General features: G+C 66.2%; 14 protein-coding genes. 1 reads left to right on the top strand and 13 read right to left on the bottom strand.

What is annotated here, in order from left to right; all coding sequences use genetic code 11:
- Positions 1-175 precede the first annotated feature (175 nt).
- On the bottom strand, positions 176-1,867 hold the full coding sequence (locus tag MZC64_RS06135; protein WP_247756103.1) for an AbfB domain-containing protein: 1,692 nt from the start codon (positions 1,865-1,867) through the stop codon (positions 176-178).
- Positions 1,868-2,271: 404 nt separating this feature from the next.
- Here MZC64_RS06135 and MZC64_RS06130 point away from each other — a divergent pair, with 404 nt between their 5' ends.
- Positions 2,272-3,021 carry a hypothetical protein gene (locus MZC64_RS06130; protein ID WP_247756101.1) on the top strand — a complete coding sequence of 250 codons (750 nt, stop codon included), beginning with the start codon at positions 2,272-2,274 and terminating at the stop codon, positions 3,019-3,021.
- Positions 3,022-3,355: 334 nt separating this feature from the next.
- Here MZC64_RS06130 and MZC64_RS06125 read toward each other — a convergent pair whose 3' ends face one another.
- The 12 genes from MZC64_RS06125 to MZC64_RS06070 form a co-directional block, all read right to left on the bottom strand.
- Complete coding sequence (locus MZC64_RS06125; RefSeq protein ID WP_247756099.1) at positions 3,356-3,994, bottom strand: DUF3558 domain-containing protein; 639 nt, start codon at positions 3,992-3,994, stop codon at positions 3,356-3,358.
- Positions 3,991-4,260 (bottom strand): hypothetical protein, encoded by a 270-nt coding sequence (locus MZC64_RS06120; protein WP_247756098.1) that lies wholly within the window; start codon positions 4,258-4,260, stop codon positions 3,991-3,993. The genes MZC64_RS06125 and MZC64_RS06120 overlap by 4 nt, the downstream gene beginning before the upstream one ends.
- Before the next feature lie 23 nt (positions 4,261-4,283).
- Positions 4,284-5,297 (bottom strand): WXG100 family type VII secretion target, encoded by a 1,014-nt coding sequence (locus MZC64_RS06115; protein WP_247756097.1) that lies wholly within the window; start codon positions 5,295-5,297, stop codon positions 4,284-4,286.
- Between the two features lies 1 nt (position 5,298).
- Positions 5,299-5,610, bottom strand: coding sequence for a hypothetical protein (locus MZC64_RS06110; protein WP_247756095.1), 312 nt, complete (start codon positions 5,608-5,610; stop codon positions 5,299-5,301).
- Between the two features lie 108 nt (positions 5,611-5,718).
- On the bottom strand, positions 5,719-6,483 hold the full coding sequence (locus MZC64_RS06105; protein ID WP_247756094.1) for an ESX secretion-associated protein EspG: 765 nt from the start codon (positions 6,481-6,483) through the stop codon (positions 5,719-5,721).
- Positions 6,480-7,589 carry a hypothetical protein gene (locus tag MZC64_RS06100; protein ID WP_247756301.1) on the bottom strand — a complete coding sequence of 370 codons (1,110 nt, stop codon included), beginning with the start codon at positions 7,587-7,589 and terminating at the stop codon, positions 6,480-6,482. The genes MZC64_RS06105 and MZC64_RS06100 overlap by 4 nt, the downstream gene beginning before the upstream one ends.
- Positions 7,590-7,709: 120 nt before the next feature.
- The gene (locus tag MZC64_RS06095) at positions 7,710-8,258 is read right to left on the bottom strand and encodes a DUF3558 domain-containing protein (RefSeq protein WP_308300968.1); all 549 of its coding nucleotides are present in this window, start codon (positions 8,256-8,258) and stop codon (positions 7,710-7,712) included.
- Between the two features lie 40 nt (positions 8,259-8,298).
- On the bottom strand, positions 8,299-8,688 hold the full coding sequence (locus MZC64_RS06090; RefSeq protein WP_247756092.1) for a hypothetical protein: 390 nt from the start codon (positions 8,686-8,688) through the stop codon (positions 8,299-8,301).
- A gap of 99 nt (positions 8,689-8,787) precedes the next feature.
- On the bottom strand, positions 8,788-9,075 hold the full coding sequence (locus tag MZC64_RS06085) for a hypothetical protein (protein ID WP_247756090.1): 288 nt from the start codon (positions 9,073-9,075) through the stop codon (positions 8,788-8,790).
- Between the two features lie 46 nt (positions 9,076-9,121).
- A complete protein-coding gene (locus tag MZC64_RS06080; RefSeq protein ID WP_247756088.1) occupies positions 9,122-10,174 on the bottom strand; it encodes a DegT/DnrJ/EryC1/StrS aminotransferase family protein in 1,053 nt (350 codons plus the stop codon).
- Between the two features lie 125 nt (positions 10,175-10,299).
- Positions 10,300-11,166 (bottom strand): helix-turn-helix transcriptional regulator, encoded by an 867-nt coding sequence (locus tag MZC64_RS06075; RefSeq protein ID WP_247756086.1) that lies wholly within the window; start codon positions 11,164-11,166, stop codon positions 10,300-10,302.
- A 162-nt stretch (positions 11,167-11,328) separates the two neighbouring features.
- Positions 11,329-11,823, bottom strand: a complete 495-nt coding sequence (locus tag MZC64_RS06070; RefSeq protein WP_247756084.1) for a helix-turn-helix domain-containing protein — start codon at positions 11,821-11,823, stop codon at positions 11,329-11,331.
- Between the last annotated feature and the right edge of the window lie 141 nt (positions 11,824-11,964).

Genomic DNA, 11,964 nt, shown 5'->3' with positions numbered 1-11,964 from the left:
CACCAGACCGGACGCATGGCCCTGGCCTGCATTGAACTGAAAGCTCGTTGCAAGTCACGTGCACCCCAAGTCGCGCGACACCTACCTGCTGAAGATCACTGTCTCCACGCAGGCGAACCCTGGCATGATCACCGCGCCTCGCAAGGCGGGAGCGTGGTGATCATGCTCGCGAACCTCAGCGAGCGTTCGTCCATGGTTCACCGACGACCCAGGTGACGTCCTCGCTGTAGGACTGCGGGTTGTCCGAAGGACGTGAACCGGAGTTGTCGGCCAGCCACAACTCGCCGGAGTAGTGCCGCAGGCGGCGCTCCGGGAAGGTGAATGACTCGAAGCTGACCCCGCCGGCGCTTAGCCCGGTACGGGCGCACCAGGTCGCGTCTGCCTTGAATGTGGCGCTGTTGTCGTTGTCGTCCAGGCGGATCCGATAGTTGGCATGCCGCAGGAACGCACCCGGGATGTTGAACGACTCGAAGGAGTAGCAGCTCGGATCGGCCAGACCGGGCACGATCTTCCACGTGGCGTCCCGCTTGTCCAGATCCGGGCTGTTGGCGTCAATCCGCTCGATCCGTCCCAGGCCGCTGGCATGCCGTGCCGAGGCGAACAGCCCCGGTGTGGCGGTACGCAACGAACGAGTCTGTGTCTCCGGGGTCACCAGGTCGTGCTTGGCGGTGCTGGCCACCTGGACCTTCCACTGCTGGCCCGGCGAGTGATCCACCGCGTACTGCACCAGCCGCGCACCCTCGTGTGTGGCCGAGTTCTCCACGGCAGCCGCTCGCCCGGTCACCTCGTTACGCAGCACCAACGATCCGCCCTGGGACGGCACGACCTGCCAGCGCTGGTGAGATCGGCTCCCGGCACAGTCGAACTGCACCAGTGGCACGCCGTTGCTGGTGTTGCCGCCAGCCACCTCCAGGCACTTCTTGGAGTTGTTGTTCTTCAGCAGGTAGGTGTTGACTCCTTGGCCAATCAGTTCCCAGCGCTGGGTGGGCCCGGAGTTGCACTGCCAGTTGATCGCCTTGGCATCGTTGGCCTTGTCACCGCCGCCGATCTCCAGGCACTTGCCGGCCTGCACCCCGCGCAGCTCGATGATGTTGTCCGCGGCCACGCCCGGCATCCGCCGGCCGTTGACGATCTGGGTGTTGATCCAGTCGGCGAGACCATCCAAGCGCACGTTGGTGGCGCCGTTGCGGGTCTCGGTTTCCTCCAGGCAGCCGCGCTGCCAGGAGGTGCTGTTGATCGCCACCAACTCTGGAATGCCGTTGCGGTCACGGAACGCCGGACTGCCGGCATCGCCCTGGCACATGCCGGCTTCCTTGGGACTGTGTCCCAGGATCTCGATGGTCTGTGGGGTGACCGCGTCGACCGCGAACTCGGCGGTCTGCAACTGATCCGGCGCCCAGACGGTGGCGGTACGGCCGAATCCGTTGCCCCGCAACACCTCGCCCTTCTGCGGGGCGGCACCGCTGATCCGGACCGGCGCAACGTCAGTGACCGGCTCGGCGAGCTTGGCCAGCACCAGGTCCCGGTCAGACCGCGGCACCAACTCAGTGATGTCGACGACATGGCCGTTGGCCTGGGAGAGCAAGGTCCGACCAACGATGGTCTTGGCCGGTTTGGCCGGCTTACCCGCAGCGGGCTTGCCACCAGGCTCGGCGAAACAGCTGGCGGCGGTGGCGATCCACTGCGGATCGATCAACGCGCCGGTACAGCGGCCGAAATCACTCTCCACCTGGGCGGTGAAGGTGTAGGCACCGTTAGGGACTCCGGTCCCGTTGGTGATGGCGTGCGCGGGCGTGGCCAGTCCGATGGCAAGCCCGGCGACGACCACACCGGCCGACGCGCGCGCGAAACTCCGTGCTTGCGGCACGACTCTCCCCCTGAAGCAGGAACAACGACACTGCAACCCCAGAGGCCGGAGACCCTGACACGGCGACGTACACAGCCCCACCCGCGGCACCATGCTGGTCTCGGCCCGTGCACTAGATCGGCGGCCCAACAACTGCCGTTACGGGTACGTGATTGGAGTCACCAAAATTCGAAGTTTCATCTGGGTCGTCAGTTCTGTCTTCTCAGCCCTGTCGCATGCTGCGTTCATGGGTACCAGTTGAGCCCATTTCTGCCACGAGCATGCACCCTGAGCCATATTGCGTAAACAGGAGCAGGGTTGAGTCCCGGCGGTGACCGCAGCACGCTCATGACGGAAGCCGTTGGCGAAGAGAGCAGCGCGGGCGAGCAACTCGGTTTGTCGGTAGCCAGTTGTACGGTGCCGCCGTGTCCAAGCAGCAACGCAAGCGGACCGAGAAGCGCAGGAAGCGGGAACGGGCGGCACGGGCGGCTCGTTCGGGTACCGGCCTGCCAGCGTCCGTGAACATGTCGCTGGACGACGTGCAACGGCTGGAGCCAGACCTAGCGATGTCCGAGGCCCCGGAAGCGGCCATCGCACTGGCCCGCCGACATGTGAACGAGACGGTGGCGAAGATCGTCGCCACAGTCGCTCACGCCGATGCCTTCGACGTGCTGGACGCCATCAGCTTCCAGCACTCGCTGGTCGACCTGGAGACCTACCGTGAGAGCGAGCACGGCGCCACCGGTGCGGCAATCGAGCTGACCGCGCTCATCCTGGCCGCGCGGAGCAGTCGGGTGGACGCCGCTCCTCCAGAGGAGGCAGAGCCCGTTCCCGCCGGGGGCCTTGGCTCACTGCTAGGCCATCTGCAGGAATTGATGACCGCGGGCCAGGTGCTGAACATGCTCAGCATCGACCGCGGCGACCCACTGCACCACATCAGCTTCGGAACGCGGTTGCGCGAGGTGGCCGTGCGCAACGCCGCCTATCCCCACATGGTGGAAGACACCCTGGCCGGACGATCAACACGCACATCTGGCTCAATGACAGTCCTTTGCGGATCCGCCGAGCCCGGAGTTCAGCGCCAAAGGTGCCGGATGTGGCCGACCGCTGCTCACCCACCCTGTCTCCCCTCCACCTTTGACCGTAAGGCGGAAGCCACGGCCGTGCCGGGGTAATCAACGATGAGCCGCCGATCGGGTGATGATCATGCGCATCCTCGACATTCATCCAGGGGCCAGCAGGCTGGATGCGCGGCTACTCGGGCAAGTTGGGCGAGCGCGTAGTGCGGAAGTGCAGCAGCCACAACAACGAACGCCGTATGCGGGGCGAGCTGCCGAGCGGGGGTGCTGGCCCGCCAGGGGGGAGGGGCAGACCAGCACCCAACTCGTGGAGCCGCCAAAGGGGGGAGGTAGGCGACCCCACGTCGTCACAGCGTAACCACGCTCGATCCCCAGCGGGGCGGAGGCCAGCAGCATCGCTCACCCGGGTGACACCACCGCACGCTGCTCCTCAACGAGCAGCCGGGATGTTGCGCAGCACAGCCCGCGCGATCGCCTCCGCATACTCACACGCGTTGGGATACAACGGCTTGGTCAGGTCGGCCGCGAGCAGGCTCACCTCGAAGCTCTGCTCGTCACCGACCCCGACATGCAGCTTGCACGACTTCTTGTCATCCTCGGTCCGCACCGCCGGATAACCGTCCACAGTAGCCGATGTGAAGACAGGGAACTCCGACCTGCGCCGGTACAGCTGTTCCAGACCGGCGTCCTTGTACCTCTTGGTCACCCGGAGGTTGGCGATCGCGGACTTCCCTTTGTCGAAGTCAAGCCACGAGCACCGCCCGTAATTCTCCAGCGAGTAGTTCGACTCGAACTCATCGGTGTCGATGCCCAGCTCGGTCTGCTGGGCCTTGGTCAGCAGGCTGCACGGTGGCACTTCCCGCAGCTGCTTGGGCTGGCTTACCGGCGGTGGTGTGGCGGGTGCCGGCGGCGCGGAAGTGGTGCTGGAGACGGAGGTGGTGGTCGGGGTCGGGTACCAGACGGTGATGCCACACCCGGACAGGACCGCGGCCATGCCGACCGCGATCCCGCTGCGCAGCAACGCCATCCCTGCCCGGCCGCGCATCGCCCCAAAGGTGCTGCCGCTCATCCGTGCATCCAGTCGATGTCGGCGAAGTCCTCGTCGTCATCACCCGTCGGCCGCCGGGGTTTCACCGGGGCAGGCTGGGGCTGGTCGCCGTCCTGTCTCTGCTCGACCTGGTGCAACAGGTCGAACACCGCGGTAGCACTGGTCTGGGCCAGCGCCCGGTAGTGCGCATCTTCCTCGCGGCACTCGGCGACAACCCGCTCAGCGCGCGCGTCCATCTCGGCGCCGAGGTGGTCCAGCCGGTACAGGTAGGCCGTCAGCTGCTCCATGTGCTTCGGTCTCCTTTCCTGTCTCAGCTACCGGTAGGACGGGGCACGATGAGGGGGACACCGGCGAAGGCGTCCCGCGGGACTTCCTTGGCCACTTCGGCAAAGTCGGTCCACATCTTGTTGAGATTGTCCTCCGATGCCGTGCAGATCTCCTTGACGAACCGCTCGTACTTGTTCTTGAACGCCGGCTGGAACTGATCTGTCAGGCACTTCCGGAAGTGGGTGATCAGCCCCAGCCCCAGATCGATGGCCGATCCGGCCGCAGTCCCGGCATTCGGGATCGCCCCGGCGGCCGACTTGAGCCCGCCGCCGGTGACATCCAGGCCGGTGGCGAGGAAGTTGAGCAACGGGCTGTCCGACTTGCCACGCACGACTTTGATCATCTTTTCCACTGTGCCAGGCGAGTGACCGCCACAGTCGACGCTGTACAACCCCGCGGTCATCCCAGCCACGTGGCGGACGGCCTTCTCCAGGAGCCCGGTGTTCTTGCCGATAGCCCGGCCGAACTCCACGGTCCGCATGGTCACAAAGTCGGAGGCCCGGACGAACTTGTCGACGTGCTCACCTGCGGCGCGAGAGGCATCCCCGCTCCAGTGCGTGATCAGCCCGGTGAAGGACTGCTTCATCCGCCCATGACTGTCCGCCAGTGCCGTTCCGGCCTTCGTGAGGTGGTCCGCGTCGGCACGGAACGCGGCGAAGTTCATGCCGCGGAACTTGTTGTAGCGCTGGAGAATGTCATTCTCGAAGCTGTACTGCTCGTACGTCCACTCGTTGTAGAGCGGGAGATATCGCTGGAAGAACCGCAACCCGGGCTCGCCCGCGACCAGGATCTCATCGGAGGTGGCGAAGCTGCCTTCAGGTCGCGCGAGCAGGTCTCGGCCTGCGGCGAGATCCTTCGTGTCCTGCGCGACCTGTGGCATCAGCGTCTGAACTTCGCGCCCGAAGCGGTTGATTTCGTCTTGGGCGTCACTGCGACCAAAGGTGAAAAGACTCTCGCAGAACTTGCGGACATCGCTCCAGGTGTCGGCTGAGGCCATCTCAGCGCCCCCGGAACGACTGGGTGTTGCCACCTTCGGTCCGCCCGTAGTCCCCGGCGGACTCCAGCAGCACCGAACCGATGGTCTCCGACTGCAGACCGAAGGCATCCACCGAAGCGGCCAGCCGTTCCATGAGCTGACGGTAGCCCTCGCTATGCCTGGCGAATCCCTGCCCCATGGACTGGGCGGAGACTCCGCTGGTCCGCACCAGCGCATGCTGTTCCCGGATCATCCGGGCCTCCCCGGCGAAGACCTCGGCCACCTGCTTCACGTGCGAGGTGGCCACGCCCACGTGCCCCCTGTTGCTGTTCATTCCGCTCTACTCCCTCCCTGTTCCGGCCGGGTCGTCCCACCCGACCGTCCTTGTCCATCCGCCGCCACCTCCGGGCCCCATCCCCGGTGGGACTCGCGGCGAGGTGCGTCACCCGCGCTGCTCGTCCACCAACGCCCGCACCTGCGCCAGGAGTTGACGGTGCCCACCCGGAGTGATCGTGGCCCAACCGTCCCGGCGTACATGCACATACCGCCCCTGGTCGGTGTCGTGGAAGGCCACCACCCTCGGCGCGCGACGCAGACCAAGTCCTCGATCCCGGACCGTCACGCCGAACTGCCCGCCCCGCCGCACCGTGCCGAGCATGTGCGCCACCTTGCGTGCCACCACCGCGGGCTCTCCGCTCTCGGTGAGTGCGTCGGCGAAACCCGGTGCCGTCGTGGCCTGCCTGGCCGCATCCAGGGCCGCGGCGCGGACGCTGACCGACTCGCCTGGTCCGGCATCGCTCTCGCCGGCCAACTCGACCACGGTGGCCGCGACGGCGTAGTCGGGCAGAACGCCAAGCCGCACTTCCTCGCCGTAGCGCACCGCCACCGTCCCTTGTGGACCTGCCACCGCTCCCACCGCACGCACCAGCCCATCGGTGGCCCACAGCCGCGCGTCCACCGCCCAGTCGAACCTCGCCAGTCCCACCAAAGCCTCATGCAGCGCAGGGGCAAGTCCGCTGTGGACGATCAGACCTCGGGTGGCGAGGCCGGTCAGCAGTGCATGCCGATGGTGAGCGCGTTCCTCCCAGTCGGCGCCGCTGCTGGTGATCTCCAGGTTCAGCGGGGTCTCGCCGAGTTCGGCGAGTTCCCAGAGCAGATCGAACTCGGCGACCGTCAACGCGGTCACCGGCGCGGGGTGGGCGGTCATAGGTTGTGGTGTTCTCCGATCACCGGCGGCGGGATCCGCGGCAGATCGTCCAGACCGTAGATGTCATCGGAGCGGGTCTTGAACTTGTTCTCATGCTCGTCGTCCTCCTCCGGCCGCCCCGCCGCACCGGTCGGCGACTGCAAGAAGGACTGCCCGCCCACACCAGCACGCCCAGCACCCGCCACCGGCGCAGCGGCGCGAGCGCCTGGCTGGCCGGGAGCGACTCCCGCCTGACCGCCTGGCCCGCGCAGCCCCGCACCGGGACCGCCGGCACCGCTTCCCACACCACCACCGGCGGAGCCACCGCCGTAGAAGCCGCCCGCGAACCCACCGCCGCCACCGGTACCGCCCGGCTGGCCTGGACCGCCGACCGGTGGCGGTTCGACCCGGGGCAGCACCGTGTTGCCGCCGCCGGTACCGCTGGGGACCACGCCCTGCAACGTCGGATCCGGGGTGTTCTCCACCGGCCGCACCGGATCAGTCCCGGCGCCCGGCTGGACACGACCGGGATCCTGGCCTTGCCGGCCGGGGTCGGCGCCGGTGCCACCCGGGCGCGGGAGATCCCGCTGCCGCGGGTCACGCGGGTTCCGCCCGCCCGGCGGGACCGGCGGCGGCTGCGGCGGAGGCGGGGAGCCCCCACTGTCCAGGGCGATCTTCGGCGCCTCCGGCAACACCGGCAACGCGCCAACCCGGTCTCGCGCGGTGGACTCGTAGCCGTAGAGCGCCCGGTTGGCCGCATCATCCCGGGCCCGGTTGGCCGCCAACTGCTGCTGCATGTCGTGCTGCATCGCCACCACCACGGCCGGACTGAACGCACCCAGGACCAGGGCACCGACTCCGGGCTCCTGAACCGGTTGGTTCGCCTCGACTTTCGGCTTGGTCTCAGCGAAGGTCATCCCGTGCGAGGAGGCCGAGGTCCCGCCCGACAGCGCGGCATCCTGCGCCCCCTGAGCCCAGGCCACCGCCGGCCGCGCGGCCGCGGTCATGGCCTCCGCGGCCTGTCCGGCCCAGCCGACGCCGATGGCCTCCAGGCCCTTACGGACCGCGTGCTCGGCGTCGGCGGCGATGCGCTGCATCCCCCGCATGGCATCGATCGCGTCGTTCACCGCGCTCGTGCCTTGGCCCTGCTGCATCCAGGCGTGTTTCTGGTTCAGCGAAACGCCTTCGAACCGGTTCCGCCGAATCTGCGGTCCCTCACCCATGACAGCCCCCCGTTCCCGTTCTGTTTAGCCGCGTAGCTTGATCAAGCCCTGCGTCGCAAGCTCAGCCATCTCCAAAGCCTTGGCACACAACTGATCCGGCGTCAGCGGTACCGGCTGGCTGTCGTAGGCGTACTGGATCCCGAGCCGCTGACCCTCCGCCACACTGACGTCAACGAAGCAGCCCCGGCTGTCGGTCGGGCGACGGTTCTCCACCGCTGGGTATCCAGCGGCCGTCACGATTCGAGCCGTCACCGCGCCGCTGCGCTTGAGCCACTCTTCGGCACCTTGTTGTGTGGTCGGGGTAACGAGATAGGAGTATCCGTCCTTCGCCGTGGTCCTGGCGAACCGGCAACCCTTGTCGTTGAACTCCCCAACGTCGCTAGTCTCGTGGACCTTGTCCACGCCAAGATCCTTGATGCGCTGTTCCGGCACCAAGGCACACACCTGCTCCGGGGTAAGCCCGTCCAGTCGAATGTCCTTCGGACGGGGCGGCAACGCACCCCCTGCTGAGGTCACACTCGTCGGTGAGTCAGATGCCGTGGGCGTTCCCGGCGCATTTGTGCAGCCAGCCACGAGGATCGGCAAGACCAAAAGGAAAAGCAGGCGAGATGACCTAGTCAATGCGCTTGTACCCCTTCAGCGAACCGGCAATGTCCTCATCGGTGAACCCATACTCCTTGGCCGTTCGCTGAAGCTGCTCCGCAGTCGCCAGGAAGCTCTGCGCCAACCCCAGGTAACGGTGGTAGTAGGAGTCAGGAGCATCGACGAACTTCCAGGTCATCGCCTTGGCGGTGTCCTCGCTGACCGGATCGCCACCGCAAGGCGGGACTCGGAGCTTGTCCTGCAGCTTTCCCAGCTCGTACCGGAGCCGGTCGCCTTCGTTCTTGAAGATCGAGTACGCCTGGAGGACCTGCTCACGACTCACCTTGATCGTCAAGTCGCCGCCGCTTGGCGGTGGCGACTTGTCTTCCCACCGGTCGTAGTAGCCAGCCAGCTCGTTCATCCCCTACCCCCTACTCACACACTCCCCGCCGGTCACAGTAACGCAGACCGCTGGCCGCGGCCGACTGGTTCCGGTTTGGGCACGACTGAGGGGTTGCTCTCACCCGATTGGCGGCACCGAGTCCGGACCGGGCAGTTCTCCGCGGGCGGCCAGATATCGGAATCCCTGATCATAAAGCGCCTGCATGGCTCGACGAAGCTCCTCGACCACTACCAGGTCAGCCTGAGTGAATCGAGCCGGATCCGACGGGCAGATGACTATTTGTCGCGTTCTGGCCACTATAGTCAACCACGGTGCCCGGTCAGCTTGTTCAGCAGACTGAGCAAAAGCAAAATCGCCAAGAGGAAAAATAATCACTTCTCGCCACTGGTCAGCCGACTCGTTCATTACTGCTCCCGAATTGTCTGCGAGCTGGAACATTTTTGTTGCTGGACTACTGGTTCCAGCGGACGGCCTCACCGCGGACCGTGGCGGCGATCTGGTGCAGGTCGTCCTCGGTGGTGTTCTCGACAAGGCTGATCGCCAACGTGGTATCCACGACCGCCCGTGCCCGCAGGCAGGGCTGCCGGCGGCGAACGTGCTCGACGAATGCCGGTGCCTGATCGGCAGCGGTCAGCCGGTGACTGCCGATGCTGTTGGCCACCCCATGCGTCGTGGACAGGTAGGCGCTGAACTCCCGCGGGCGTTCCAAACCGATCCGCAACAGCGGGCTGTGCCCGTTCCATCGCTCCGGGCCATCGGGGGCACTGATCGTGAGCCCAGGCACATCCCGGAGCAGGTCGGTCAGCAGCTCGGTGGCGCGTTGGCGCTCGCCAAGTACTTCCGCCAGGTTGGCCAGGTTGGTGCGGGCGATCACGGCCAGTGGTTCGGCCAGCCGGTAGCTGAAGCCCACTGCGGACAGCGACCTTCCCCGCTCGGTCGTGCTGGCGCCGTGGGAGCGCAAGTGGCGGCACTGCTCGGCCAGACCCTCGTCATGGGTGAGCAGGAAGCCACCTTCGCCGGACCACAGCAGGTTGCCGTCGTGGGTGGAGAAACAGCCAACATCTCCGAACGTGCCTGCGTACGCCTCGTCAATCCGGGTGCCCACCGCGTGGGTGGCGTCCTCGATCACCCGCAGCCCGCGGGCTCCGGCCAGTTCCACAATGCGGCAGAGATCGCCAGTGCGACCCCACTGGTGGACCAGCAGCAGTGCTCGGGTCCTCACGGTGATCTTGGCTTCGAGGTCTTCCAGGTCCACACCCGCGCCGCTGGGGCCGCAGTCGACGAACACTGGCACCGCACCGACGTAACAGACCGGCGCGATCGAACTCATCGGTGCGACGGCCGGCACCAGCACCTCGTCCCCGATACCAATGCCGAGGACGTTCAGTCCACAGTGGAGTGCCGCAGTTCCACTGGCCGCTGCGACAGCATGCGGTGCGTGGAAGAAGCGAGCGAGTTCGACCTCATAACGATCAACCTGCGAAGTGGTTGCACCGCAGGGCATAGCCTCCACCACTTCGCGAAGGAGTCCCCACGAATGCGAACTCATGCCGTACCACCTGCCTCTGTCGGGTAGAGATCACGATGCGGAATTCGTTCTGGGGCAAGAACATCTCGACCGCCCGCCGACTACTGCACGATGCTCAGATTCGACTGGCCTGTTTGCGCGCTCAGCGCGCTGAGCCGGTGATAGAGCAAGTGATTGGTCGCAACCTCCGATGACGCGCGGCCGGAGATGGCGTTCCACGCGTGCCACGCCGTTCGCACGGTCGAGTCGGAGTCGCGAAAACCTTCTGCTTCCGACATGCGGGCCATCGTCGGTGCGCCGATGAACTTCAGCAGTACCATCGCCCCGGCCAGACCGGGGTGCGCACCAGCGCCGAATGGCACAATCTGCACCGTCACGTTGGGTCGGTTCGCTGCGGCAATCAGCGCCCGGAACTGCTCTTCCTGTACATGCGGACTGCCGACCATGCGCAGCGCGGCTTCGTCGATCAGGAAATGGAACCGCACATCCAGTCGGTTCAGGATGGACTGTCGGGTCGTCTGAACGCCGACCAGGACCTCCCGGGTGCGTTGCGACAGGTACGGTTGGAGGTCAGCAAACAGGGCATCGGCGTACCTGGGGATCTGAAGCAGGCGAGGCACGAAGCCGAGGCTGTAGTCACGGATGACCTCGGCCTCATCCTCCAGTGGTATCTCCTGGCGCCAGGGTTCTGGCAGCTTGGCTCTGAACTTCGTCCACCAACCGGGGTCGCCGAGGTCGGCAAGCAGAGCGAGCATGCGTTCAGATCGAGCCTCGGGTACCTGGTAGAAGGCGAACAGTTTGGCGGCGTCGTCGTAGTGCAGGCCGCGCTTACCAGTCTCCATTCGCTGGAGCTTCGTCAGCGAGAAACCGACTGCCGCGGAAGCTTTCTGCAAGGTCAGCGTCCTGTCCTCGCGCAGTGCCCGCAGTTCGGCTGGCAGGTGACGCACCTTGCTGGGGACTGGTCTCATGAGGTGCACTCCGTTCGACTGACGCGGTTGTCCTGGCTCTCCCAGCACGGCCGGAATCGCGTGTGCTCCGGTTTCGGATGTATGCATCGCCGCGGTCGGCCAGCCAGCATCGAAGGTCCGTAGTCAAGATCATTTCTCTGCATGGCTTTCACCTGGCCAGCTTCATCGCCGACCGCGCGGGCGCAGGACGACTCCCGCTTTGACGAGCTGGGTGCGGACGACCGAAAAGGTCCACCCGAACTGCCTTCCCACCGTGCGAATGCTGGCGCCGTCCCGGTATGCCTTGACGAAATCCTCGGCCAGGCGGGTCGGTACCGGCTGCCGCGGCACGACGGCGATGACACCGCCCTCCACGAGGGTCCGCTGAATGACTCGCCGGTCGATCCCCGTCGCGTAGCTGAGCATGCCGATCGTGGCGCCGCCGCAGAACCTGACGCGTACACGCTCCTGGATCTCCGCCTCGGACATGCCCAGGCACGCGGCTTCGTTGTAAACCCCTGCCTCCGCAAGCAGCCGCCGCACCAACGTCGGATACCGGTTGACTGTCTGTGCGAACTGCCTGATGGCTGGCTCTCCCGCGGCTGCGAAACTGGTAGCGAGTTCGGCTGCGACCTGACGTCGGCGTCGGCCGAGGAGGACTTCGGTCGTCGGGGACATTCCTTACTCCGTAGTGGGTCTGGTCAATGGGTGCCGCTATTGCCGGCGTCGGTCTCCAACAGGGCCTGGCGCACCCGTCCACACTGCGGACAGGGGCCGACCGTGGGGCCGTCGCCCGCCGGGAACACCTGGTTGCACCAG

The organism is Crossiella sp. S99.2 (assembly GCF_023094165.1).
In the GTDB taxonomy this organism is placed as follows: Bacteria; Actinomycetota; Actinomycetes; order Mycobacteriales; family Pseudonocardiaceae; genus Crossiella.
The sequence above is the reverse complement of the archived record's forward strand: the minus strand, read 5'-3'. Positions and strand labels throughout refer to the sequence as shown.